This is a genomic window from Deltaproteobacteria bacterium, assembly GCA_040223695.1.
Classification (GTDB): Bacteria; Desulfobacterota_D; UBA1144; order Nemesobacterales; family UBA2774; genus JAVKFU01.
The window spans coordinates 161,802-187,287 of record JAVKFU010000018.1; the positions used below are offsets into that span (position 1 = coordinate 161,802).

The following is a 25,486-nucleotide window of genomic DNA, read 5'->3' on the forward strand; positions in this document are numbered from 1 at the left end:
ATTCAGATTAAACCGGGATTTACTTTCTTCCCTCAGGGGCGTTATATGATTCCCGTCCCGGAAGCTTGACTTTTCCTTATAAGAAAATAAAGTAGAAAATGAAAATTGCGGGAGAACGAAATCCTTATTCCGGATTGATAGTCGTCCGCCTGAATTTTTTTGATCCCCGTTAAAGAGGTGACCGGTATGGCTCGCAAGCCCGCCCGAAAAAAGACAAGGGATTTAAGGCATCCCATTAATTATAAAAGAGAAAACGGCAAGTTCGACGTTGAATGGTATCTGAATCAGGATAAAAGGAATTGGGTACTTCCCAATATATTAAAGGAGCAGGCGAAAAAATTAGGCAAGAAGCCGTTTCTTCAATTCGGGTACAACAAACCGCTCAGCTTCTATCAGACTAATCAGCTCGTGAATAAGATCGCGAACGGCCTCCTGAAAATGGGGTACAAAAAAGGGGATAAAATAGCCGTCTATATGCCGAATTCGGACGATTACGTCATTACGTGGTTCGGTATTTTGAAAATAGGCGCAGTAATGGTTCCTATAAACACAGCGTACAAAATGGATTTTCTCCAGTACATACTGGACAGCTCCGATTCAAAAGTGCTTTTCATAGCCGAGGAATATCTTGACAGAATGACGCCTATCGCCAAAAAGCTGCCGCAATTGATGAATGTAATAGTGTGGACCAGGAGCGGCTCCGGGAAATTCGACAAGCATGGGTTTAATTTCAGGAAGATGATCTCCTATTCCAAATTTATAAGTTCACAGAAAGGCTCGGACCCCGGGGTTGAGGTAACATTCATGGACTACGCGCGCCTCATGTACACGTCCGGGACCACAGGAAGGTCGAAAGGGGTGATGAGGCCGTGCGCCGCCGATTATTCGAGCGCCAGGAATTACGCAGAGATAATGGACGTGGGTCCCCGAGACGTATGCTTCACGTGCCTCCCGCTCTATCATTCGAACGCCATGGTCATGTCCGTCTACCCCGCCCTTATTAAAGGGGCGAAGTCCGTTGTCGTTGAAAAATACAGCGCGAGCCAGTTCTGGAAATGGATCAAGGATTTCGGCGTTACGAAGTTCAATATCGTCGGCACTATGGCGTATTTCATGTGGAATACCCCGCCTGTGCCGGAGGAGAAGCAGCACAATGTAAAGCTCGTGCTAGGCTCCCCGGCTCCTCACGATATAATCGAGGATTTTATGAAGAGGTTCAATATAAAATTTATGGAGGGGTACGGTCTCACCGAGATAGGGCAGTGCACGTGGATGAGGCCGGGCGAGCCGTTCAGGGTTGGGTCCTGCGGTAAGGAGGCTCCGGGTTACGAGATAATAATCGCCGACCCGGAGACAGACGAAGAAGTTCCCAGGGGGCAGATAGGGGAGATAATCGTCCGTCCGAGAACCCCTAATATCATGCTTCATTTCTACAACAAGATGCCCGAGAAAACCGTTCAGGACTTCAGAAACTTCTGGTTCCACACAGGGGACGCAGGCAGGATGGACAAGGACGGATACATCTATTTCGTCGACAGGGTAAAGGACTACATCAGAAGAAGGGGCGAGAACATCAGCTCCTTTGAGGTCGAGAAAATCGTAAACTCGCATCCCGACATAGAGGAATCGGGCACTATAGGCGTAAAGTCCGAGGGCGGAAGGTATGCCGAGGATGAGGTAATGATAGTAGTTGTGCCCAGGAAAGGAAAGAAGATAGACCCGAAGAAGCTCATGAAGTTTCTCGAGCCTAAAATGCCGCACTTCATGCTTCCGAGATTCATCCGTTTTGAAACATCCCTTCCAAAAACCGGAACCGAAAGGGTTCAGAAAAATAAGCTCCGCGAAAAGGGAGTTACCAAAGACACTTGGGACAGGGAAAAAGCGGGCTATAAGATTAAGCGCTGAGAGTTTTTCTTCCCGATATAAAAGCTGGCGAATCTCAAGTTTTTTAAGTCACTAGTATCCGGTCTGATTTCTGAATACCGGATGAGAATCTTTTTTATTGAGCCCGGTTTTGGTAAAATGGGAAGGTGTACATGAATTTCAAGAGGAGGAAGAAATGAAAAGGCTCTCATTATTTTTGGTAATCTCAGCATTTATCACGTTTACGCCTGCCGTCGGCTCCCTGGCCGGAGAATCGCTCAACATCCAGGAGTTCAGAAAACTATACGACAGTCTCCTTTCAGGAAAGACCCTTGTTACTGAAGGCGAGGAGGACGGAATGTCCGTTAAGAAAGAGAGGCGTTACGGGAAAGCGCTTGATCTCGGAGACGGGGATTTCGAGATACCGGTCGAGCAGGTGATCACATATACCAAAGACGGGAAAACCGACCGCGAAATCACAATCGATATTGTGGATATGGTCAACGATCTGGGAGGCAGCGCTATGATACAGGAAGAGGTGAGGAGTGTCACCGTGCTCGAAGAGGGAGACGAAAAACCCGAAGAGTCGAAGGGTGTGGAGTTCGGCGGTGTCTACCGGGTCGGAAAAAACGACAAGGGCGGCTTTGAAGTGAACAACTTCTCCCTTATCCCCTCACTCAAGGTAGACGGCGATACCCTGACCCTTGCAGGCTCCATGATCTCCTATTCTTGCTATCCCGAAAAAGAGAGAAGCGTATGCAGCCTTACCGTACGGGATTTCGATGTACAGGAGTATGAGCGTTTTAACGGGTACAAAATCGGCGAGCCTATAGGCGGTGATTTTGTCGAGGTATACGAAGAGGCCTCTGCCGCTAAATGATCTGAGTATATGTTACGAAGCCGGAATAAAAAGGAGGGCATTCTTATGAAAAATTTAATCTACCTTGTATTACTATTGATAATTCCCGCAAGCCACGCGCTTGCCGACCCCGTGATCGATCCCGCGAGCATAAAGAATGAAGATAAGTACTACAGGGATAACGCCGAATGTAAGGCAATCGCGAAGGATAGCGGCAAAGGCGCCGGGAATATTGCGAAAGACACGGCTATTGGGGCCGGGGTCGGGGCCGGGACGGGCGCGCTACTCGGAGTGATCGGCGGGAAAACGGGCAAAAAAGCGGGTATAGGCGCGGTTATCGGCGGCGTGGCCGGAGGGGGGATGAGCGTTTACAAAAATAGCAAGGACAAGGACGAGGTTTATAAAAACTGTATGAGGGGCAGGGGCTACAAAGTGCTTAACTGAGGCTATTCAATAGTTGAAGTGCTTTATCTTCTCGCCCTTATCCCCGATCTCGGTCATGGCGTCTATCCCGATCTGAAGGTGTATTTCCGACCACTCCTTCGTCACCTTGAGGTCCAGCTCCCCCGTTTTAACCCCTTCCGGAGTAAGCGGGACGTCCGATACAAGTAAAAGCGCTCCGCGGGGTATATCGTTATGATGTCCGACGATGAAGATCGTAGCCGTCTCCATATCGATTCCGATAGCTGTTATGGCTTTCAAATAATCCCTGAACTCTTCATCGTGCTCCCAGACCCTTCTGTTTGTGGTGTAGACCACCCCTGTTCTGTATTCGTAACCGTGTCCTGCTATCTTTTCCGAGACGAACTTGTGCAGTTTAAACGAAGGCAGAGCCGGCACTTCCGGAGGGAAGTAATCCCCGCTCGTTCCTTCACCCCTGATTGCCGCTATCGGCAGAATGAAATGTCCCAGCTCGGTTGATTTTTTTAAGCCTCCGCACTTCCCGAGAAACAGCGCGCCCTTGGGTTTTGCAGCGGTCAGAAGGTCCATTACGGTAGCCGCGTTGGGAGACCCCATTCCGAAGTTTATTATGGAAAGTCCGTTTTTATTCGTGGCTGCCTGCATGGGCATTCCCTGCCCGTGAATCCTGCACTTGAATTTTTCGGCGAACCTTGTGACATAGTTATGAAAATTGGTCAGAAGAATGTACTCTCCGAACTCCTCAAGCGGCATCCCGGTATATCTCGGAAGCCAGTTCCGGGCTATCCCTGCTTTCACGTCCGGAGGCACACCGGCTCCCGGCAAAGAATTTCTGAATTTTTTCATGTTATATCTCTGTAAAGATGCCCTGGATTAACTTTAGCTTTGTGATTGATTTATTTCAAATTATAAAGTCCGTGATTCCGATAGCTGGACGGCGCATGCCGTAATATAAATTTTAATCTCACGATTAAAATTCAGGCATTGTGGTTGAAAACGCCCGGTGCTAGAATTATGCGGTGATTGAGTATTTAGCCTTGCTTTTCAAATGCAGCCAGGAGGAATGTAATGTCAAAAATAATCAAGACTTCATTGCCTTTTTTTGCGGGTGTGTTCTTTGCCCTGGTGCTTTTCGGCACATTCAACATGTTCGGATCGGCAAATGCACGGTCGTATCAACCAAATATGGAACAGGCCCTCGGGTCTCTGCATTCCGCCCGGGTTAGTCTGGAAGTTTCCTCGCCCGATAAGGGCGGACACAGAGTAAGGGCTCTTGAGCTTGTAAATCAGGCGATTGAGCAGGTCAGGCTCGGCATTGAATTTGCTGAATGAGGATCTGTAGCCTATCTATTATTTCTTTTTTGATACTCACGGCGGGACTTAGCAGCAGTTTTTAATTATGCTAATATCCCTTGAAATCTGCTTGTTTGAAATAGCTCGAATTGAGATATTATCTTCAATTTTTGCAGGACCCTCGTAATTAATATTTAATTGGTAAGGCTTTCGAGTATGAGTATCGAAAGGAATCCCACGAAGAACATAGCCGTTGTAAAGGCGGTATCGGGCCCGTCGTGCGCCTCAACTAGTAGCTCCTCTGTGACCAGATAAAGTAGCGCGGCTGTCGCAAACGCTATAATAACCTCGAGCCCTCCACCTGACAGACCCTCGAGCAATGTGCCTCCGAGTGTAGCGCCTGCCAGTACCAGCAGCGCAAGAAGCGTAGTCGAAGCAATGATCCTCGCTTTGCCGGCGTTCTCCTTGGCGAGTGAGGAGGCGACGGAAACCGCGAGAAAGAGAAGCTCGATTGTAAGCGCGATCGTGATTATTATCCCTTCCCTCAAGCCTATATCGAAGCTTATACCGACCAGAAGCCCGTCTATAAATACATCCACTCCCGACGCCACGAGAAGCCCTCCGGCGCCCTTTTTCCCCGTTTCTCTTTTTTTCTCGAGCCTTCCCATGGCCCATCTTACTGCGAGCATCAAGGCCACTCCGCTAGAGAACCCCAGGAGAAGCGGAATTACTCTCAGATTGGTCACCAGCTCCGGCAGCAGCTCCGCCGCTACGGCGGCAAACACAACGCCCGCGGCAAAGTGCTGTACCGATATACGTGTTTTTTCCCCCGGCGAGCGGAACGCGGCTATAATACCGCCCGCTATAGTCGCAACAACAGGTATAAGTGTATAGGTCAGTACTTTCTCAAGCGGGTCAGACACAGGCTGGCTCCTCGGTCATATAGGGAGCATTTTAACAGCAGAAAAATGTTAATTCGAGTATATTACAATTTAATATGCGGAACTTTACGAACCTTTTTAATATAAATTAAATCCATATACTTTATAGACGCGTCATAATTCAATGTTCGTCGGTATTGATTCGGCAAAAAAGAGGGTTAGACATGAAAAAGCTTGTCACAGCATTAATTGTTCCACTAGCGGTTATGCTCGGCTGCGGCAGGGGAGAGTACAACCCTCCCGATCTGGGGGGGATATATTCGAGCGCGGCAATGCGCACCCATGAGTTAGGAAACCCCGTAATAGTTATTCCCGGAATACTGGGGTCCAGATTGAGAGACGGTGAGAGCGGCCAGCTTGTCTGGGGGGCGTTCGATAAGGGCACCGCGGACCCGGAGAAACCCGAGGGAGCCAGGCTTGTCGCCATACCGATGAGAGAAGGCGTTCCTATCGAGGAGCTTACGGACGATGTTCACCCGGACGGCGCGCTCGACAGGGTGAAAGTCAGCCTGTTCGGACTGCCCATTGAGCTAAACGCCTATATTAATATATTGAGCACTCTCGGAGCGGGCGGTTATCTGGACGAATCCCTGGCGTCCAACAAGCTGAACGAGATAAACTACGGGGACGATCATTTCACCTGCTTTCAGTTCGATTATGACTGGAGGCTCGATAATGTCCAAAACGCCAAAAGACTAAAGAAATTTATTCAGAAAAAGAGGGATTACATAGCTGAGGAGTATAAAAAACGGCGTATCGAGAGGGACGAAATCAAATTCGATATAGTTGCCCATTCCATGGGAGGGCTGCTCACCAGATATTTCCTCCGCTACGGTGATGAGGACCTCCCCCGGGACGGCTCTCCGCCTGAAGTGACATGGGCTGGCGCCGAGTACGTGGAAAAAGTGATAATCATAGGCACTCCGAACGCGGGCGCTGTCGGTGCCGTAGAGACTCTGGCCCTCGGACGGGATATAGGTCTTTTCCTGCCGAAATACGAGCCCGCTGTAATAGGCACCATGCCCTCTCTCTATCAGCAGCTCCCGAGGACGAGACACGGGCTTGTCACGGATCAGGATGGAAACAGGATAGATTTATTCGACCCCGAAGTCTGGGCAAGGCTCGGCTGGGGCCTTGCGGATCCCGGACAGGACTATGTGCTCGAGTGGCTCCTGCCGGATGTGCCTGAAGCCCGGAAGAGACGTGAAATCGCCCTCGACCATTTAACAAAATCCCTCGAAAGAGGGAAAGAGTTTCAGCGGGCGATAGACATCCCCGCCGAGCCTCCCGAGGCTTTGACGCTTTATCTCATCGCTGGCGACGCTATCCTTACCGGGTCCGAGGTAAAGGTGGATACCGGTAGCGGTAAGTTCGAAGTCTCGGATTACAGCCCCGGAGACGGCACCGTAACACGCTCAAGCGCGCTCATGGATGAGAGAGTCGGAAACTACTGGACGCCGGGCCTCGTATCCCCTATAAAATGGTCTAATGTGATGTTTCTTTTTACGGATCATCTCGGACTTACCAAATCCCCTGCATTCAGTGATAACGTGCTTTTTATACTGCTCGAAGAACCGAGATCGTAGTATTCGCGCTGTTCTCCCTGTAAGATTCTCCCACCGGCTCCGGAAATCGTTGAAACTTCCTGACCGTTCAGTAGATTATCAGGATAGTTTCTCAACTAACCTTCATAAGGAGAGGGAATTTGGCGGCAAGTAAATCGCTCCGTGAAATAATCGGAAATACGAGTAAGGCAATCTTAATCGGTATAGGCGGCGGAGGGGATATAGTCGGAACCATACCCACTGCCGACCTGCTCGGTATGTCCGGTATAGAGTGCGTACTGGGCGGGCTCTCGTGGGAGAGGTCCGTAATAGACCCCGCCCCCGGCCCGAGAAGATACGAGGAGACTAAAAATGCGCGTAAGCTGAACGATGTCGTATGGTCTGCCAACGCGAATACGGTTACAAGCACCGGCGTCAGGTTTGCGGAGGCGGGGGTGGCCGAGGTTCTGGGAGCGGACACACTGCTTATAGGCATACATTCGGGCCCGAAGGCTGTCGCCGAGGGTATTCTGGGCGCGGCAGAGGAGCTTGGCGCGGACTTAATAGTGGGCATAGATGTGGGTGGGGATTTCCTGGCCCGCGGTGACGAGCCCGGGCTGATGAGCCCTCTCGCCGATTCCATCATGACCGCCGCTTTTTCCATAATCGAAACCAGGACGCCTGCGATGATGGGGCTTTTCGGTTTCGGCAGTGACGGTGAGCTTACTCAGGAAGAGCTGGAAAAATCAATGAAAATCATTGCAAGGGAAGGGGGTCTTCTCGGCGGCTGGGGAATCACCCGGGACGCCATGCGGCTCCTGGATAGGCTTATTCAGGTCGTTCCGACCGAGGCCAGCCGCATGCCCGCGCTCTACGCGAAGGGGGAATTCTCCGATACCACGATAAGGAGCGGCACGAGGCGGGTAAGGCTGTCCATGTCCTCTACCGTTACATTCTATTTCTCTCCCGGCGTAGTGTATGAAAAATTATCGCGCATGGCTCGTTCCGTCATTAATACACGCAGTCTTGAAGAGGCGAATGAAGCCCTTCATTCCATCGGGATCCGCACCGAGCTTGACATTGAGCTGGACAGGATAAAGGAGGGAAAAGGCGCAGTCTGAGCGCCGGCCCCGGTTTTGAGTTCGTTTCGGCGTTTTCTTAAATGGGAGCTGGCCGTAAATTCGGCGGTTTTTCGAGAACGGCGGCGCGAAGCATGGCTCTTCGCTGAAAAAACAGTTGCCGCGCCCTGTTTGACAGTATCTCTATTTCGGGTTAAATACTTACGATTTTTTAATTTCTGCTCTTGAGGAATCAAACCCGTTAATGAGTCTAGAACAAGTCGGTCATTACCCGGTAGAAAAATTTTTTATTGCATTTGCGCTCATACTTATTTTTTCCAAGGTTTTCGGAGAATTGGCGGAGCGTATCAAGCAGCCTGCAGTTCTGGGAGAGCTTGTGGCGGGGGTTATTCTCGGGGCAAGCGTCCTCGCCCTCGTCCCTTCACAGGCCGGGATGGCCGGATATGACATATTTCACCTACTTGCGGAGGTAGGGGTCGCTATACTGCTGTTTGAAATCGGTCTTGAGACGGACCTCAAGGACATGCTCAAGGTCGGAGTTGCTTCCGCATCCGTAGCCGTTGTAGGCGTAGTGGTTCCGTTTGTCCTCGGGTTCGGGAGTGTTCTGGCATTCGAAAAGTACGGTTTGATGGGGGATTTAGACCCGTCACTGATGATACTCATAGCTATAACCGCGGGGGCGACGCTTACGGCCACAAGTGTGGGTATTACGGCAAGGGTATTGTCGGATATGAATCGTCTTCAGACCGGAGAGGCGAAGATAATACTTGGGGCGGCCGTAATAGACGACATTCTGGGCCTTATAATCCTGGGTGTTGTGAGTGGAATCATAGAGTCATCCAAGGGCGGCGGTGAAGCTATGACCGCGGGCGGAGTCTTTATAATATTCCTTAAATCCTTCGGTTTTCTGGTAGCGGCCGTCGTAATCGGCAATCTCACCTCCAAGAGATTATTCGACCTGGTAAATAAGATGCGCGTACGCGGCGTGCTCCTTCTGAGCGCGCTGGCGTTTGCGTTTATTTTCGCCTTTCTTGCGAGCGCAGTCGGGCTTGCACCGATAGTGGGCGCGTTTGCGGCCGGACTGGTTCTGGCTAATACCAATCAGTTCAAATCCATAGAAGAGCGTCTCAAGCCTGTCTCGGACGTCTTTACGCCAATATTCTTCATTATGGTAGGCGCCGCGGTGGACGTAACCGTGTTCAATCCCTTTGTGAGAGAGAATATTCCTATACTAATGATTGCCGGAATACTTTTCATTGTTGCTGTAGTGGGTAAATTTGTAAGCGGTTGGGCTGTATTTCAAAAAGGTATTAAGAAGAGCGTGATAGGCTATGGAATGATCCCGAGGGGCGAAGTTGGGCTTATATTCGCCCAGGTGGGTCTGACCTACGGTGTTTTTAACTCACAGCTCTTTTCAGCTGTAACCGTAATGGTCATGCTGACTACCTTTATCGCCCCGCCTCTGCTTAAAATGGGGTTTGCGCAAAAAAGTGAAGCAGCTCAGGGGGCTGATTGATTTCAAAGGAGATATGTATCATATGAGGCGAACCAAATACGCAGTCCTTTTTACATTCATACTCATAATCTTGACCGCTGTTGACGCCGCCGCGGCGGGAGAAGATTTGCTGAGCGTTAATAAAACGGTATTCATACAAATCGTCATTTTCTTAGCCGCGATCTTTGTCTTGAACGCCCTTGTTTTCAAACCCTTCATCAAGCTGATCGACCGCAGGGAAAAGCTGACCAGAGGAGCGATTGAAGAGGCCAGAGAGCTTGAGGAAAAGGTTAAGGAGATAATAGAGGAATACGATGCAAAGCTCTCCGAGGCGAGAGCCCGGGCTCAGGAGGAGCGCACCAAAATACTCCGTGAAGCGGAAACGGCAGCCGAAGGAATAATTTCCGAAGCGAGACAGGAGGCGTCGGGTGTTATAGAGGAGGCTAAGAGTAAGCTTGAAGCCGACACCGGACGGATAAAGGAAAAACTCAAGGGCGACGTGGAATTGCTGGCCAGGGATATCGCGTCCAAAATTCTGGGCAAGGAGGCGGGAGTATGACGGACTTTGGAATAATAAATCTACTGATTACAGGAGCTTCAGAGGGCGGTGCTTTTAACTGGCGTTATGTTATGGAGCATGCCGTAAACCTGATAATCCTTCTCGGTGTGCTTGTCTACTTCCTTAAAACGCCAGTCAGGAATTTTCTGGTTGAAAGGCGCGGAAACATCGCACAGGAGATAGATGAGGCTCAGCAAACCATAACGGGGGCAAAGGCTAGGTATGAGGAATACGCGCAGAAGTTAAAGGCGATAGAAGGGGAAATAAACAGCATCAAGGATACCCTTACCAAGCAGGGTGAGACCGAAAGGGCTGAAATTATGAGACACGCCGAGGCGGCTTCCGAAAATATTAAAAAGGAGGCCAGGGAAACGATAGCGCTCGAGGTGGAGAGGGCGAGGCACGAGATCCAGACCGAGGTTGTAGATATTGCGCTTGGACATGCCGAAAGAATAATAAGAGAGAGCCTGGGGGAGTCGGACAAGGAAAGATTCATAGAAGAATTCACTAAAAATATAGAGGGACAAAAATGGCATCAATCGCAACACTGAGAGACCTCACTGAAGCGCTCATCGAAAGCGCTAAGGAAGAAGGAAGCCTTGAGCTGGTAACTTCCGACATGGAGGATTTCTTCCGTCTTCTGAGCGACAATGAAGAAGTAAGGAATATCCTCTGGAGTTCCACGTTTGATCTTTCTGAAAGAAAGGGAATTTTAGATGACGTGGGCTCGAAAAAGGGTTATGACAAACTGAGTGTGAATTTTCTGAACCTGGTGGTTGAGCTCGACAGGTTCAAGTCCCTTGTGAAATCCGAGGAGATTGTCATACAAAAGCTCAGAAGAGCGTCGGGGAAATTAAGGGCGGAAGTAATCATGGCAACCGAGCCTTCCGAATCCGATCTTGCGCGTATCAAGAGCGCGCTTACAAAAGTTATAGGTCAGGAAGTTGAAATTACCTCTAAAGTTGACCCGTCCATCATCGGGGGGATAATAACAAAGGTTGAAGATAAGGTGTTAGATGGTAGTATAAAAGCCCAGCTCGAAAGGGTAAGGGGAGTACTATCTCGATCATGAAATCCTTCTAATTTTTAAAGGAGCGAAGAAATATGCAGGAAATGAAAGTAGAAGAAATCGGAGAAATACTGAGAAATAGAATTAAAGGTTACGAAACCAAGATCGAAACATCTGAAGTCGGGACCGTTATATCGATCGGGGACGGCATAGCGCGCGCATACGGTCTGGATCAGGCGATGGCCGGAGAGCTGGTGGAATTCTCAAGCGGGACTATGGGGCTCGTGCTTAACCTCGAAGAGGACAACGTCGGTATCGCTCTTTTCGGCGAGGACCAGGAAGTCCAGGAAGGCGATATGGTAAAGCGGACCGGGAAAATCGCCGAGGTTCCCGTAGGGGATGATATGAAGGGGAGAGTGGTTAACGCGCTCGGGCAGCCTATAGACGGAAAGGGCGAGATCAAGACTTCGGAAACAAGACCGATCGAGGTTAAAGCCCCAGGCGTCGTGTACAGACAGTCCGTTAACGAGCCGCTACAGACGGGGATCAAGGCTATCGACGCGATGATACCGATAGGAAGGGGACAGAGGGAGCTTATTTTGGGCGACCGCCAGATCGGGAAAACGGCTATTGCGGTCGACACGATCATCAATCAGAAGGAAGAAGACGTTTACTGTATTTATGTGGCGATAGGTCAGAAGCAGTCGACCGTGGCGCAGGTTGTCGATAAATTAAAAGAGCACGGCGCGATGGAGTATACGACCGTCGTGGCCGCAAACGCGAGCGATCCCGCGCCTTTTCAGTTCATAGCCCCTTACGCCGGGTGCGCGCTCGGAGAATATTTCCGGGATACCGGCAGACACGCGCTGATTATCTACGACGACCTCACCAAGCACGCATGGGCATACCGTCAGCTCTCCCTGCTCTTAAGGCGTCCCCCCGGGCGTGAGGCATATCCGGGTGACGTTTTCTATCTTCACTCGAGACTGCTTGAGCGCGCCGCCAAGATGAGGGACGAAGACGGAGGAGGATCACTCACGGCGCTTCCGATAATCGAGACCCAGGCGGGCGATGTGTCGGCCTACATCCCTACGAACGTTATTTCCATTACTGACGGCCAGATTTACCTCGAGAGCGACCTTTTTTACTCAGGCGTAAGACCGGCTATTAACGTAGGTCTTTCAGTATCCAGGGTAGGCGGCTCGGCGCAGGTAAAGGCCATGAAAAAGGTTGCCGGTACGCTCAGGCTTGACCTGGCGCAGTACAGGGAGGTGGAGGCGTTTTCTCAGTTCGCCTCTGACCTCGACAAGGCGACGCAGATGCAGCTTGCCCGCGGTAGCAGGCTTGTGGAATCCCTTAAACAGGGGCAGTACGAGCCTCTGGCAGTGGAAAAGCAGATACTGATAATTTTTGCGGTAACCAACGGCTATGTGGACGATTATCCGGCCGATTCGGTCAAGAAGTATGAGAAAGAGCTCTATTCGTTCTTCGAATCCAAGTACCCGGATCTCCTCAAGGACATAAGAGCCAAGAAAGAGATTACCGATGATTTAAAAGAGGGTATCGTAAAGGCGCTTGACGAGCTCAAGAATCAGCTTGGGGATCTCACATAAACGGCACTTAAAACCCTAACCGGAGAGACAGATTACATAAAATGGCCAGCCTAAGACAGATTAGATCGAAGATCAGCAGCGTAAAGGGCACTCGGAGAATAATGAGCGCCATGAAATTGATTTCGGCGGTGAAGCTGCGAAGGGCCCAGGACCTTCTTCTGGCCTTCAGGCCTTATTCGGACGCGATTCAGGACATAACGCTGAACATAGCCAAACGCTGCGATCCGAAATGGAACCCGCTTCTCAGAAGACCCGAACAGAGAGACAGGCTTCACCTCGTGTTTATGACTTCGGACAGGGGGCTTTGCGGGAGCTTCAACAGCAGTCTTATAAGAAAGCTCGAGACCTATGTGGTGACAGACGGGAAGCACTACAAGGAGATAAAATACACCTTCCTCGGCAGGAGGGGGAGAGACCATTTCGTCAGAACGAAGGTGGATGTGGCGGACAGTTACACCGGGATAACGGAAAGGAACTATGAGGAGATCGCCGAAAAGGTAGCCTCCGCGCTGACCGAGGAATATATAAAGAAAGAAAGCGATGAAATAATTCTCGTTTACAACTTCTTCAAATCGGCTCTTACTCAGGTCATGGTTTATGAGAAGATTCTTCCGATCGAACCTGAGGCGGAAAATGAAGATGATTCCCCTCCGATTGACTATCTCTACGAGCCGACTAGGAAAGCCGTATTAAAAAAAGTTCTTAAAGAATACATACGGATCCGCGTTCAAAGGGCGATTCAGGAGTCGCTGACAAGCGAACATGCTTCGAGAATGACAGCGATGGAAAACGCCACCAATAATGCGGACGACGTTATAAAAAAACTTACCCTTTTAGCCAACAAAACCAGACAGGCAATGATCACTACCGAGCTCATGGACATCGTGAACGGTACCGAGGCTTTAAGGAAAGGAGGAGCGGATTAAAGTGGAATCAAGTAACGGCAACAAAATGGGAAAGGTCATTCAGGTTATGGGACCTGTTATTGACGTTGAATTCAAGGAAGGCGGCCTTCCGCCGATTTATACGGCCCTTAAACTTACCAACCCGTTGATTAACGATCAGGAATGGAATTTGATTGTAGAGGTGGCCCAGCAGCTGGGAGGCAACCGCGTACGCTGCATCGCCATGGATTCGACAGAAGGGATCAGAAGGGGCGAGGACGTGGTTAACACCGGAGAGGGCATAACGGTTCCCGTAGGCCAGGAAGCCCTCGGACGTATGATTAACGTAGTAGGCGAGCCGATTGACGAAATGGGCCCTGTCGCCACCGAGAAGCGCTGGCCCATTCACCGGGAATCCCCCGAGTTCGTCGAGCAGAGCACCAAGCTCGAGCTGTTCGAGACCGGCATCAAGGTTATCGACCTGATCGCCCCGTTCCTCAAGGGAGGAAAGATCGGTCTTTTCGGCGGCGCCGGTGTGGGGAAAACTGTTCTCCTGATGGAGCTTATACATAACGTCGCCAAGGAATACGGCGGTGTTTCCGTTTTCGGTGGAGTCGGAGAGAGGACCCGTGAAGGAAACGACCTCTGGATGGAGATGAAGGAATCGGGCGTTATCGGAAACACAGGACTTGTGTTCGGGCAGATGAACGAGCCGCCGGGAGCGAGGGCAAGGGTAGCCCTGACGGCGCTCACTCTCGCTGAGTTCTTCCGGGACGAGCAGGGACAGGACGTTCTCTTGTTTATCGACAATATATTCAGGTTTACACAGGCAGGCTCCGAGGTGTCGGCGCTCCTTGGAAGAATCCCCTCAGCGGTGGGTTATCAGCCAACGCTCGCTACAGACCTTGGTGAGCTTCAGGAGAGAATTACATCGACGGTGAAAGGCTCTATTACCTCGGTTCAGGCTATCTACGTTCCCGCGGACGACCTTACTGACCCCGCTCCCGCAACCACGTTCGCTCACCTCGACGGTACGATCGTTTTATCGCGTCAGCTCACGGAGCTTGGAATTTACCCCGCCGTTGACCCGCTCGATTCGACGTCCCGAATCCTGGATCCGAACATCGTGGGACAGGAGCATTATCAGGTGGCGCGTGACGTACAGGAGGTTCTCCAGCGCTACAAGCAGCTTCAGGAAATAATCGCGATCCTCGGCATGGACGAGCTCTCGGAGGAGGACAAGCTCGTTGTGGCGAGGGCGAGAAAAGTGCAGCGGTTTCTCTCTCAGCCCTTCCACGTTGCCGAACAGTTCACCGGAACGCCCGGTAAGTATGTTCCGATTAAGGAGACGATCGAGGCCTTTAAAGAGGTTATCGACGGCAATATGGACGAGGTCCCCGAGCAGGCTTTCTACATGGTCGGGAATCTTGAAGAAGTGCACGAGAAAGCAAAACAGATCGTATCTTAATTGAAACCCGCGAGACCCCGGGCATCCGATTTGACTCCGGGGTAGCTTAAGTGTTTCTATTTGAGAGCTGACGTAATTGAGGAGATAAAAATTGGCGGAAATTCATCTTCAGGTAATCACACCAGTCAAGCTTGTTGTTGATGACAGGGTGGATGAAGTAGTGGCCCCGGGCGAGGTTGGTGAATTCGGAGTCCTGCCGGGCCACGTGCCTTTCATTACCACCCTGAGTGCGGGTGAGCTTAAGTACAAAAAAGACGCGGTTGAGAAAAAGCTCATCATTGAAGGCGGGCTCGCCGAGGTAAGAGACGACAAAGTAACGGTTCTGACGGATAGAGTGAGTACGGACTGAAACCCGCCCCCTGTTCGACTAATCCATCCTGTTCCCGGTCCCTTTCTGAAAAACTGTTTGAACTAGCCGATACCTTCTTGGTATACTATATTATTAATATTCCCCATTAACATTCCCTGCACATTGGAGGCTTTTAATGCAGTTAATAAATACAAACGCAGAGGATCTTGTAATCAGGAGCGATAACGGTGCGATATGTGATCTGATAATTAACAGGCCTAAATCGTATAACTCTCTTTCAATTGATTGCATGGAAGCTCTCATCGAGGAGTTCGAATCGCTGTCCGGTGACCCTTCTGTCAGGGTTGTAATTCTGTCAGGTTCGGGAAAGGGATTTTGCGCCGGCCACGATATGAGGGATCTGAGGGCAAATCCTGAAAAATCATTCTATGAGAAAACCTTTCAGACCAGCGCCAGGATGATGCTTTCCATAATTAATTGCGCCAAGCCCGTGATTGCCAAGGTTCACGGTGTCGCCACGGCGGCAGGCTGCCAGCTGGTAGCTACGTGCGATCTGGCGGTTGCCGACGAGAGCGCGAGATTCGCCACCCCGGGCGTCAATATAGGCCTATTTTGCTCCACCCCTATGGTCGCCCTTTCGCGTAATATCGCCAGGAAACAGGCTATGGAGATGTTATTGACGGGTGACTTCATCTCTGCCGCCCGCGCCTATGAAATGGGGCTCGTTAACCGTGTTGCGCCGTCTCAGGAGCTCGATCAGGCGGCATATGAGCTGGCGGAGAAAATTGCCTCGAAATCCCCCCTTACGCTCAAGATTGGTAAAAAGGCCTTTTACGAGCAGCTGGATAAGGATTTGGGGGGAGCCTATGAGCACTGCTGCCGGGTAATGGTGGAGAATATGATGGCCCGTGACGCCGAAGAGGGTATAGACGCTTTTCTCGAGAAACGGGAACCGGTCTGGCAGGGCAAGTAGGATTTCTTATACCCTTAACAATTCAGGGTTAGAATCTGGCGGGTATCTGTTTTTCTCAGGATTTACCTGTTAGAGGGGGCATTCCGCGCTTTCGATACGCGGCTCGAATCTGAATCAATCCCGAAGTATAACAAAATTACGGGAAATTATGAACGGTAATACCCTGCCCCGTATCTCTGTTTTGAAAACGACACGCTGGTTAAAATCGATGATTTGTGATAACGGGGTGAATCCTTATAGGGAGCAAAAAGGTGCTCGTCATCGGGGAATCCCGAATCCACTTTAATCTGTGACCATTACCGCATCACGTCCAAGCTCCATCCGTAATCCCGCTGCGGGATTATGCAATTCAGAACTGCTTCTTGCGGGCCGACCGTTACCCGTACCAGTCCGGGATACTATTGTATATTCTGGATATAGAAGCGGATTTACTCCGCGGTAGCTGTTTCTTCAGTTGCTTCGGGCGTAGCTTCCTCTGCTACCGGTTCAGCAGCCGCCGTTTTCGGGGATTTCTTTTCAGCGCCTATTTGATCGTATCTTGACCTTTCCCTGATTCTGCTGGCCTTCTTCGAGCGGCCTCTAAGGTAGTAGAGCTTCGCCCTTCTTACCTTACCCTTCCTCTTAACCTCGATCTTATCAATCAGCGGCGAGTGAAGCGGGAATATCCTTTCAACTCCGACGCCGTAAGAAACCTTTCTCACGATAAAGGTCTCCCGCACGCCTCCGCCCTTCTTAGCTATCACCACGCCCTCGAAGACCTGTATTCTCTCCCTGTCGCCCTCTTTAATCTTGTAGTGTATGGCGACCGTATCCCCCGCGCGGAAATCGGGAAGGTCCGTTCTCATCATGGATTTTTCAATTTCTATTACAAGGTTCATCTTACTTCTCCCTTCTCATATTGCACATGAGAATAATCTGTCCATTATTATTGCTGCTGCGCTCCTGACCGAAAGGTGATTGTAATCCGTGTAGCCGCTCACCGGTTTTAAAGTATAATCGGCGCTTTTGAGTATATCTTCCGCCAATCCCCAGCCTGTTCCGAAGAGTATCAGGTACGGCTCGTTTTCCTTTTTAAACATCTTTTCCCTGAGCTCCCCGTAACCGATCATGTTTTCCCGCGGACGGGCGTCCGTTACCACGATCCTCGGTTTCTGTCCCTCGGCGCTTTCTATATCTTTCACCGCGTCTTGGAGTGTGTCTTTAATTTCGACAAACTCGAGTGCCCTCGACCGCGACCTGTTATGCGACGCCCCCTCACCATCGGTCCAATGTTTCAACACGCGTTCGGCCAGCCTCTGCTGTTCGGGATTGGGCTGCACGAGATAGAACTTCCTGATCCCGTACGTAGTTCCCGCCCTGGATATATCATGTACATCCAGGTTTGTGAACGCGGTATTTATAACAGTAAGCCGATTATTGTATACGGGATAATGAATTAATGCAATATACGCCCTGAAAAAAGGGGAGTGCGTTCTTTTAAGGGTTTTTATATGGTTTATGTCTTCGAGGGATATTTTCGCCCGGTCCAGTAGATCGGGCCTTTTGATATAGGTTTTTTCCAGACTCTGATCTCTTCTCCACTGGCTTACGGCCTGGTGGTGTCCTGAAAGTAGAATCTCCGGGGCCTTCCTGCCCGCATAGCTCTCAGGCCTTGTATACTGAGGGTACTCCAGAAGCCCGTCTTTAAACGATTCGCTTTCCGGGGACTGCGCGTTGCCCAGGACTCCGGGAATGAACCTTGCCACGCTGTCGACAATCACGGAAGCTGCGTACTCCCCGCCTGACAGCACATAATCCCCGATTGAAATCTCCCTGTCGACATACGCGTCCCTTACCCTCTCGTCTATTCCTTCGTACCTGCCGCAAATGATAACGAGCTGATCGAATCGGGACAGCTCCCTCGCGGTCCGGTCCGTGAATATCTCCCCCCCCGGCGTGGTCAGAATTACAACCGATTTCAGGTCCTTCCTTTTTATGCTGTCTATCGCCTTCCCGATCGGCTCGGGCTTCATGAGCATCCCGCCCCCGCCTCCGTACGGTGTATCGTCAACGGTTCTGTGCTTGTTTTCGGTGAAATCCCTCAAGTCATGCGCATTCATTTCCATCAGTTTTTTCTCCCGGGCCTTTTGAAAGATTCCGAAAGAAAAAGGGGACTCAAAGAATTCCGGAAATATTGTTATAATGTCGAATTTCATAACTTTAGGTAAGAAGGTGGAGTTTATTTATTCCTGAATAATAAGCCCTTTTAAATTGGATGTTATTATTTTTGACTCTTTGAGGTTGATTTCCTTTACGAAAGGCTCCGTAAGCGGAATAAGGAGTTCTTTATCTCCGTCCTTTACGACGAGCACGCTTTGATATGCCCTGTCAATCAGCTCTTGAACCTCTCCCAAATAACGCCCGTCATCGGTATAAATATCAAGGCCTATAAGCTGGAACCAGTAGAATTCGTCCTCTTTAAGCGGGGGAAGCTGGGAATTGTCTATATAGACATTCTTCCCGGTTAGTTTATCCGCGTCGTCTACGGAATCTACACCTTCTAGTCTTACTATGGCCGAGCTCTTGTGAGGCCTGCATTGTAGAACTCTGGTCTCTACCGGACTCAGGCCGGGCCCCGTCTCAATGAAAATTGTCTTAAGTGAGGAAAGGCTATGAAGCTCGCGGCTGAAGGGTGTAAGTTTTACCTCCCCTGATATCCCGTGTGCCCTGGTGATCTTTCCGTATTTTATGAGACCCATTTCAACGGATGGGGTATCAATTATTCCAGGATCTCAAGTACGGCCCGCCTTCTCATTTTCGCGGCTGAGGCGCTAAGGATTGTCCTTATCGCTTTTGCGGTTTTCCCCTGTTTCCCAATGATCTTTCCGAGATCTTCCTGAGCAACCTTTAACTCGAGAACAGCTGTCTGCTCGCCCGAAACCTCGCGTACCTCGACCTGGTCAGGGTTATCCACAAGAGATTTCGCAATAAGAGCAACAAGGTCTGTAAGCTTATCCATAACTGATACCTCCCCTGTGTTGTGTAACAACTATCTTTAAGTATTTTCTATACCGTTTCAGTCTCAGCGGTTAGTTTAACTCGGAGATCAGTTTTCCTACTCTCTCGGATGTTTGAGCCCCTTTGGATATCCAGTCTTTTACCCTTTCGGTGTTGACTTCAAGAACATGCGGTTTTTTCTTGGGGTCATAATAACCCAGAATCTCTAGAAATTTCCCGTCTCTGGGCGAACGTGAATCCGCAGCCACAATCCTGTAAAAAGGCCTTTTCTTGGATCCGATTCTCATAAGTCTGATCTTTACCAAAATACTTTTACCTCCTTAATTGCCTGATGATATTATATATTCTTTTGTTAGTAATGTTAACTTAACTACATCATTTTCATCATTCTTTTGGCCATCTTTCCCATCTTCCCCATATTCTTCATCATGCCCCTCATCTGCATATAGTTTTTAATAAGTCGGTTAATATCCTGCACTTTAGTCCCGCTTCCTCCGGCTATTCTCTTCCGTCTGCTCCCGTTCAGTATTGTATGATTAAGTCTCTCTTTTTCAGTCATCGAGTCTATGATTGCGATACTTTTCTTTATCTCTTTTTCGGCCATATCGAGTGCTTTGGGGTCGTTGGCAATCTGCTTCATTCCCGGAATCATCTGGGTCATGCTGTCAAGCGGGCCCAGTTTGCCCATTGCCAGCATCGCTTCGCGGAAGTCAGCGAGTGTAAACTGATTCTTGAGGAGCTTCTTGGCCATTTGTTCGGCCTGCTTGTCCTCGAATGCCGTCTGCGCTTTCTCAACTAAGGTAAGCACATCGCCCATACCGAGGATTCTGGAAGCGATCCTGTCGGGATGAAAAACCTCAAGCGCATCGAGCTTCTCGCCCGTTCCGAAAAATTTTATGGGTTTTCCGGTTACGGCCTTTATAGAAAGCGCCGCGCCGCCCCTCGCGTCCCCGTCCATCTTGGTCAGTACCACCCCGTCTATGTCCAGCGCTTCGTCGAAGCTTGAGGATACGTTAACCGCATCCTGTCCCGTCATGGCGTCCGCGACGAGGAGCACCTGATGAGGATTTACATCCGCCTTTATGCTTCTGAGCTCATCCATCAGTTCCTCGTCTATGTGTAGCCGCCCGGCCGTATCAATGATGACGGTGTCGTAACCGCCGTTCCGGGCTTCCTCCATTGCGTTCACGCAGATGTCGACGGGTTTTTCGCCGGGCTTTGTATCGTATATCCCCGCCCCCGTTTGTTTCGCCAGCACCTTGAGCTGATCTATGGCGGCGGGTCTGTACACGTCAGCGGGAACCAGATAAGGACTTCTGTTTAATTTTTCCTTGAGATGTTTTGCCAGTTTCGAAGCCGAAGTGGTTTTACCCGATCCCTGGAGTCCGACGAGCATTATTCCCACGGGAGGTGTGGATTTCAGGTCCAGTTCGGAGCTTTCCTCACCCAGCACCTTGATTAATTCTTCGTGTACGATTTTTACGAATTGCTGACCGGGCGAGAGGCTCTGCATAACCTCCTGTCCGAGCGAGCGGTTTTTGACGGAATCTACGAATTCCCTTACAACCTTGAAGTTAACATCCGCTTCAAGCAGGCTCAGGCGTACCTCGCGGAGGGCGTCCTGAATATTGCTTTCGCTCAGCTTCCCGTAACCCCTGACTTTCTTTAAAGTAGAGTTTAATTTCTCGGATATTCCTTCAAACATAACGCTCTAAAGACACAACTCCCCTGTTTAAAATCCAAACGATAATTATTAGCACAGGAGAGGTCTCTTGTCAAACCTAAAAGCGCTTTCCAGAGGGGGTTTTCACAAATTTCCATCTATGTGTAATTGATGGGTCCGCTGAAAGACGAGACCGCTTCCGGAATGAATTTTTAAGAATAGGTGTAAAAGGAATTCGGGGCAGTTTTCTCCTTCCTCGATAGAGAATTCCGCGGTGAGTACACGTTCGAGCCTCGCCTCTACCTGCTTGTCTCCCTTGCCGGAGAGCCCGAATCGCGCGACGCCGTCGTTTATGCGCGGCAAATAACAAGTGTAAATAAAATTATGAATTTGATTGGCGCGGTCGATTTCCCATCTCTGTTATGAATTGCGGAAGACTCAATGTTATGTCGCGATGTCAGCTCAGTGTATCACCTGGCTTGAGTTCTATGATTTCGAGTCCTTTAATGTCCCCTGTCAGCTCTCTTAATTTGGCCGGCGTGCCCGTGAGCGCGGGAAAGGTGGCGTAATGCATGGGTATGACGTATTTCGCGGACAGGAATCTGCATGCGTGCGATGCCTCGAGAGGGGACATCGTGTAAAGATCGCCTATCGGTATCATTGCCAGTTCCGGTTTGTATATCTCCGCTATCAGCTTCATATCGCCGAATACGGCCGTGTCGCCTGCGTGATATACCTTAAAGCCGTTTTCAAACTCAATTACATATCCCGCCGCTTCGCCGCCGTAGATTATAGATCCGTCTTCTTCCTGTATTCCGCAGCTGTGGTCCGCGTGCACCATGGTGAACTTTATTCCGTCCACTTCCTGAGTGCCCCCTTTGTTCATGGGCGATATGTTTTCGACCCCCTTCGAATTGAGCCATACGCAAGTCTCGAATATTCCTACCACCTTCGGCTGATGCTTTTTCCCTATCTCTACTGCGTCGCCTATATGATCGAAGTGTGCGTGTGTGACCGCAATTATGTCGACGTCGCAGACTTCCTTCAAATCCTCGGGACAGGCCGGATTGTTCATAACCCAGGGGTCCACTATTGTCACTTTCCCGCCGGGCGATTTGATTTTAAAGGTTGAATGTCCCAGGTACGTCAGTTCGATTTCTTTATTGAGCCTTCCCACTGTTTCCTCCGTAATCGTTTATTACAACTGTGTATGATAACCGCTTTTATTACAACTGTTTCTTCCGGCAACCCGATAGATGTCGTTTTTGCAAATCCCCGAAGGCCCGTGTGCCGGGGGTTCATGTTAGAATATCGGGATATGCCATTCAAGATACTCGACCACACGGCCGACATCCGTGTGGGGATCTCCGGGAAAACATTTGAAGAGCTGCTCAAGAGCGCGGCGCTAGGGCTGATGAGTCTCATAACGGATAGAGAGAGTGTGGAAGCAGCGGAGAAAATCGGATTTGAAGTCGAGGGCGAAAACGGAGAAGAGATTCTTATAAGGATGCTTGGCGAGATACTTTATCTCCATCAGGCTGAAAAAAAGGTTTTCAGGGACATAGATATCAAATTAATCGCGACAAATAAATTACAGGCTGTATTGCACGGGGAAAAAACCGATCCCCGGAGGCACGAGCTTGAGCTGGATATTAAAGCCGCAACCTACCATAATTTGAAAATAGTCGGAGCGAATGATAGATTAATGGCCGAAGTGGTTTTTGACATATGATGATTAAATATTCCTTTATTGTTACTGGCTTACGCGTACGGTAGATACTTTGCATGAGACTGGAAAAGGTTAGGGAAAATCTTTGGGAGATACCCAGGACGGACGGTATGCTCGTCCCCGCGAGGCTTTACGCGAGCGAGAGGATGCTCGAAAGGATAAAAGAGGACAAGGCCCTTGAACAGCTCGTAAACGTGGCCTGTCTGCCCGGAATAAAAAAGTACTCTCTGGCTATGCCCGATATACACTGGGGATACGGGTTTCCCATAGGAGGTATAGCCGCGGTGGATTCCGAGGAGGGGGTCATTTCTCCGGGCGGGGTAGGATACGATATCAACTGCGGCGTCAGGCTTATGACTACCGACCTGGCCGAGGCGGATGTAAGACCACGGTTGAGGCAGCTGGTCGGGGCGCTCTTCAACCGGATACCCTGCGGCGCGGGTGTGAGCGGGAGTATAAAGCTCTCGGAGGAGGATTATAAAAGGCTTTTTTCCAAGGGCGCGCGCTGGATAGTCGACCGCGGGTACGGAGAAGAAGATGATCTTGAAAAAATCGAGGACGGGGGCGCTTTTCCCGGCGCTGACATCGGTGCGGTAAGTGAAAAAGCCCTTAAGAGAGGCGGGGACCAAATCGGCACCCTCGGGTCTGGCAATCATTTTCTGGAGATTAATGTGGTAGACACAATTTATGACCCGGCCGTGGCCGATGCCTTCGGCCTCCACGAGGGGCGCGTCTCGGTGCTGATACACTCCGGCTCAAGGGGCTTCGGTCATCAGATATGCACGGACTATATAGATACGATGCTCTCATATATGAGACGCGCCGGGATAGAGCTCCCCGACAAGCAGCTCGCGTGCGCGCACATCGGTTCTCCTGAAGGGCGGGAGTATCTCCGGGCCTTTGCGGCGGCTGTCAATTACGCGTGGGTGAACAGGCAGGTAATGATGGATTCTGCGAGGAAGGCCTTTTACGAGGTGTTCGACATAGGTCCGGCAGAGCTGAACGGCCGCCTTGTATATGACGTCAGCCATAATATAGCAAAATTCGAGGAGCATAATATTAACGGCGAAAGTAAAGTCGTCTGCGTTCACAGGAAGGGGGCTACGAGGGCGTTTCCAAAAGGGCACGAGCTGATACCGGAGGCTTACAGGGAGGTGGGGCAGCCGGTATTCATTCCCGGGGATATGGGCAGGGGGTCGTTTGTCCTCGTGGGTACCGAGACCGCGCTCGATGAGACTTTCGGCACATGCTGTCACGGGGCGGGGCGCGTGCTTTCGAGGAGAAAGGCTCTAAAGGAGGGAAGGGGGCGGGATCTTCTCTCCGAGCTGGAGCGGGAGGGTGTGATAGTGATGGCGAGGGGAAGGAAAACGGTGGCTGAAGAGATGCCCGACGCCTACAAGGATGCGGAGGAGGTATGCGACGTGGTTCACGATGCCGGCATTGCAAAAAAAGTGGCGAAACTTAGACCCATGGGTGTCATAAAGGGGTAAACGAATATGCTCGATTCAAAATACCTTGAAGAGAATCTTGAAAACGTAATAGTAAAGCTCAAGGCGCGCGGGACTGAAATAGATTCCGAAAAATTCAGGACTCTCGACAGTGAAAGAAAAGAAATCATAAAGACTGTGGAAAAGCTTGAGCACGAGAGGAATCTTGGCTCGAAAAAGGTCGGCGCTCTCAAGAGAGAAGGGAAGAACGGGGAAGCCGACAGGCTTCAGGCCGAGCTTAAGACACTTTCCGAGAAGATTAAGGATCTTGGAAACAGGAGGGCGGGGATCGAGGAGAATTTCAGGGCTTTCATGCTGGAAATACCTAATATCCCGCACGGGTCTGTACCGGTGGGAAAGGATTCCTCGGACAACGTCGAGGTGAGGAAGTGGGGAGAGCCTCCGGTTTTCGACTTCGAGCCCAGGGATCACGTGGAGCTCGGAAAGGACCTTGACATTATCGACCTCGACAGGGCCGCCAAGATTACAGGGGCCAGATTCGCTCTTTACAAGGGCCCGGGAGCGAGGCTCGAGAGGGCTCTTATCAATTTCATGCTCGACCTCCATACGAAAGAGCACGGATACACCGAGGTGCTTCCGCCCTTCATGGCTAACAGCGAGAGCTTTATCGGTACGGGGAATCTGCCCAAGTTCGAAGAGGACCTCTTTAAGATAGACGGCACTGATTATTACCTGGTGCCAACTGCCGAGGTCCCCGTGACGAACATACACCGGGACGAGATACTGAGCGAAGACCGGCTGCCTGTAAAATACGTCGCGTACACCCCTTGTTTCAGAAGCGAGGCGGGATCTTACGGAAAAGACGTCCGGGGGATAATCAGGCAGCATCAGTTCAATAAGGTTGAGCTTGTAAAATTTTCAGGCCCCGAAAGCTCTTATGAGGAGCATGAGTCCCTGACCTCAGACGCGGCGAGGGTGCTTGAGCTTCTCGGGCTTCCTTACAGGATCGTGGTTCTGTGTACGGGGGATATGGGCTTCTCCTCCGCAAAGACCTACGATATCGAGGTCTGGGTGCCGAGTGAGAAAACCTACAGGGAGATTTCGTCCTGCAGTAACTTCGAGGATTTTCAGGCGAGGAGGGCTTCTATCCGATTCAGGCCAGCAGGCGGGGGTAAACCCCGACTCGTGCATACCCTGAATGGCTCCGGTCTCGCGGTGGGCAGAACGGTGATTGCGATACTGGAGAATTTCCAGGAAGAAGACGGGAGTATTAAAGTCCCTCCGGTCCTCGTGCCTTACATGGGTGGAATCACGAAGATTACGCCCCGCTCACGCTGAT

Annotated in this window: 26 protein-coding genes and 1 pseudogene; 18 read left to right on the forward strand and 9 right to left on the reverse strand. The window is 50.5% G+C overall.

Going from position 1 to position 25,486, the window contains the following annotated elements; all coding sequences use genetic code 11:
• Positions 1 to 186: 186 nt before the first annotated feature.
• The 3 genes from RIG61_09800 (at position 187) to RIG61_09810 (ending at position 3,166) form a co-directional block, all read left to right on the forward strand.
• Positions 187 to 1,905 carry an AMP-binding protein gene (locus RIG61_09800; protein ID MEQ9619453.1) on the forward strand — a complete coding sequence of 573 codons (1,719 nt, stop codon included), beginning with the start codon at positions 187 to 189 and terminating at the stop codon, positions 1,903 to 1,905.
• A 154-nt stretch (positions 1,906 to 2,059) separates the two neighbouring features.
• Positions 2,060 to 2,743 (forward strand): hypothetical protein, encoded by a 684-nt coding sequence (locus RIG61_09805; protein MEQ9619454.1) that lies wholly within the window; start codon positions 2,060 to 2,062, stop codon positions 2,741 to 2,743.
• A 45-nt stretch (positions 2,744 to 2,788) separates the two neighbouring features.
• Complete coding sequence (locus tag RIG61_09810) at positions 2,789 to 3,166, forward strand: glycine zipper family protein (GenBank protein ID MEQ9619455.1); 378 nt, start codon at positions 2,789 to 2,791, stop codon at positions 3,164 to 3,166.
• A gap of 6 nt (positions 3,167 to 3,172) precedes the next feature.
• Here the strand turns inward: RIG61_09810 and RIG61_09815 are convergent, their stop codons facing one another.
• Complete coding sequence (locus RIG61_09815; protein ID MEQ9619456.1) at positions 3,173 to 3,988, reverse strand: AMP nucleosidase; 816 nt, start codon at positions 3,986 to 3,988, stop codon at positions 3,173 to 3,175.
• A 222-nt stretch (positions 3,989 to 4,210) separates the two neighbouring features.
• Between RIG61_09815 and RIG61_09820 the strand changes: the two genes are divergently transcribed.
• Positions 4,211 to 4,474, forward strand: coding sequence for a hypothetical protein (locus RIG61_09820; GenBank protein ID MEQ9619457.1), 264 nt, complete (start codon positions 4,211 to 4,213; stop codon positions 4,472 to 4,474).
• Positions 4,475 to 4,629: 155 nt separating this feature from the next.
• On the opposite strand, the gene RIG61_09825 is transcribed toward RIG61_09820, so the two are convergent.
• A complete protein-coding gene (locus RIG61_09825; GenBank protein ID MEQ9619458.1) occupies positions 4,630 to 5,358 on the reverse strand; it encodes a transporter in 729 nt (242 codons plus the stop codon).
• Positions 5,359 to 5,540: 182 nt separating this feature from the next.
• On the opposite strand from RIG61_09825, the gene RIG61_09830 reads away from it, so the two are divergent.
• The 11 genes from RIG61_09830 to RIG61_09880 all read left to right on the forward strand — a co-directional run bounded on the left by RIG61_09830 (position 5,541) and on the right by RIG61_09880 (position 16,310).
• Positions 5,541 to 6,962, forward strand: coding sequence for a hypothetical protein (locus RIG61_09830; GenBank protein MEQ9619459.1), 1,422 nt, complete (start codon positions 5,541 to 5,543; stop codon positions 6,960 to 6,962).
• A 119-nt stretch (positions 6,963 to 7,081) separates the two neighbouring features.
• A complete protein-coding gene (locus RIG61_09835) occupies positions 7,082 to 8,041 on the forward strand; it encodes a DUF1152 domain-containing protein (protein MEQ9619460.1) in 960 nt (319 codons plus the stop codon).
• A gap of 202 nt (positions 8,042 to 8,243) precedes the next feature.
• Positions 8,244 to 9,515: a cation:proton antiporter gene (locus RIG61_09840; GenBank protein ID MEQ9619461.1), complete on the forward strand. Its 1,272-nt coding sequence runs from the start codon at positions 8,244 to 8,246 to the stop codon at positions 9,513 to 9,515.
• A gap of 22 nt (positions 9,516 to 9,537) precedes the next feature.
• Positions 9,538 to 10,053: an ATP synthase F0 subunit B gene (locus tag RIG61_09845; GenBank protein MEQ9619462.1), complete on the forward strand. Its 516-nt coding sequence runs from the start codon at positions 9,538 to 9,540 to the stop codon at positions 10,051 to 10,053.
• On the forward strand, positions 10,050 to 10,604 hold the full coding sequence (atpF, locus tag RIG61_09850) for a F0F1 ATP synthase subunit B (GenBank protein ID MEQ9619463.1): 555 nt from the start codon (positions 10,050 to 10,052) through the stop codon (positions 10,602 to 10,604). Before RIG61_09845 ends, atpF begins: the two co-directional genes overlap by 4 nt.
• A complete protein-coding gene (atpH, locus tag RIG61_09855) occupies positions 10,583 to 11,125 on the forward strand; it encodes an ATP synthase F1 subunit delta (GenBank protein MEQ9619464.1) in 543 nt (180 codons plus the stop codon). The genes atpF and atpH overlap by 22 nt, the downstream gene beginning before the upstream one ends.
• A 32-nt stretch (positions 11,126 to 11,157) precedes the next feature.
• Positions 11,158 to 12,675: a F0F1 ATP synthase subunit alpha gene (gene atpA / locus RIG61_09860; protein MEQ9619465.1), complete on the forward strand. Its 1,518-nt coding sequence runs from the start codon at positions 11,158 to 11,160 to the stop codon at positions 12,673 to 12,675.
• A 41-nt stretch (positions 12,676 to 12,716) separates the two neighbouring features.
• Positions 12,717 to 13,601, forward strand: a complete 885-nt coding sequence (gene atpG, locus RIG61_09865) for an ATP synthase F1 subunit gamma (GenBank protein ID MEQ9619466.1) — start codon at positions 12,717 to 12,719, stop codon at positions 13,599 to 13,601.
• 25 nt (positions 13,602 to 13,626) lie between these two features.
• Complete coding sequence (gene atpD, locus RIG61_09870) at positions 13,627 to 15,027, forward strand: F0F1 ATP synthase subunit beta (GenBank protein ID MEQ9619467.1); 1,401 nt, start codon at positions 13,627 to 13,629, stop codon at positions 15,025 to 15,027.
• A 91-nt stretch (positions 15,028 to 15,118) separates the two neighbouring features.
• Complete coding sequence (atpC, locus tag RIG61_09875; protein MEQ9619468.1) at positions 15,119 to 15,376, forward strand: ATP synthase F1 subunit epsilon; 258 nt, start codon at positions 15,119 to 15,121, stop codon at positions 15,374 to 15,376.
• 136 nt (positions 15,377 to 15,512) lie between these two features.
• A complete protein-coding gene (locus RIG61_09880; protein MEQ9619469.1) occupies positions 15,513 to 16,310 on the forward strand; it encodes an enoyl-CoA hydratase in 798 nt (265 codons plus the stop codon).
• Between the two features lie 545 nt (positions 16,311 to 16,855).
• Here the strand turns inward: RIG61_09880 and rplS are convergent.
• The 7 genes and pseudogenes from rplS to RIG61_09915 all read right to left on the reverse strand — a co-directional run bounded on the left by rplS (position 16,856) and on the right by RIG61_09915 (position 22,147).
• Positions 16,856 to 17,188, reverse strand: a pseudogene (gene rplS / locus RIG61_09885) (50S ribosomal protein L19).
• A 15-nt stretch (positions 17,189 to 17,203) separates the two neighbouring features.
• On the reverse strand, positions 17,204 to 18,505 hold the full coding sequence (gene trmD, locus RIG61_09890; protein ID MEQ9619470.1) for a tRNA (guanosine(37)-N1)-methyltransferase TrmD: 1,302 nt from the start codon (positions 18,503 to 18,505) through the stop codon (positions 17,204 to 17,206).
• Between the two features lie 27 nt (positions 18,506 to 18,532).
• On the reverse strand, positions 18,533 to 19,048 hold the full coding sequence (gene rimM, locus RIG61_09895) for a ribosome maturation factor RimM (protein MEQ9619471.1): 516 nt from the start codon (positions 19,046 to 19,048) through the stop codon (positions 18,533 to 18,535).
• 20 nt (positions 19,049 to 19,068) lie between these two features.
• Positions 19,069 to 19,308 (reverse strand): KH domain-containing protein, encoded by a 240-nt coding sequence (locus RIG61_09900; protein ID MEQ9619472.1) that lies wholly within the window; start codon positions 19,306 to 19,308, stop codon positions 19,069 to 19,071.
• Between the two features lie 70 nt (positions 19,309 to 19,378).
• A complete protein-coding gene (rpsP, locus tag RIG61_09905; protein MEQ9619473.1) occupies positions 19,379 to 19,615 on the reverse strand; it encodes a 30S ribosomal protein S16 in 237 nt (78 codons plus the stop codon).
• A 62-nt stretch (positions 19,616 to 19,677) separates the two neighbouring features.
• Positions 19,678 to 21,012, reverse strand: a complete 1,335-nt coding sequence (gene ffh, locus RIG61_09910; GenBank protein ID MEQ9619474.1) for a signal recognition particle protein — start codon at positions 21,010 to 21,012, stop codon at positions 19,678 to 19,680.
• A 415-nt stretch (positions 21,013 to 21,427) separates the two neighbouring features.
• On the reverse strand, positions 21,428 to 22,147 hold the full coding sequence (locus tag RIG61_09915) for a metal-dependent hydrolase (protein ID MEQ9619475.1): 720 nt from the start codon (positions 22,145 to 22,147) through the stop codon (positions 21,428 to 21,430).
• Between the two features lie 141 nt (positions 22,148 to 22,288).
• Between RIG61_09915 and RIG61_09920 the strand changes: the two genes are divergently transcribed.
• Genes RIG61_09920 through serS form a run of 3 tightly spaced genes read left to right on the forward strand, consistent with a single transcriptional unit; the run spans position 22,289 to position 25,485 of the window.
• Entirely contained in the window at positions 22,289 to 22,702 is a 414-nt protein-coding gene (locus RIG61_09920; protein MEQ9619476.1) for an archease, read from the forward strand.
• Positions 22,703 to 22,755: 53 nt separating this feature from the next.
• Positions 22,756 to 24,189 (forward strand): RtcB family protein, encoded by a 1,434-nt coding sequence (locus RIG61_09925; GenBank protein MEQ9619477.1) that lies wholly within the window; start codon positions 22,756 to 22,758, stop codon positions 24,187 to 24,189.
• A gap of 6 nt (positions 24,190 to 24,195) precedes the next feature.
• Positions 24,196 to 25,485, forward strand: coding sequence for a serine--tRNA ligase (serS, locus tag RIG61_09930; GenBank protein MEQ9619478.1), 1,290 nt, complete (start codon positions 24,196 to 24,198; stop codon positions 25,483 to 25,485).
• The last annotated feature ends 1 nt before the right edge of the window (position 25,486 follow it).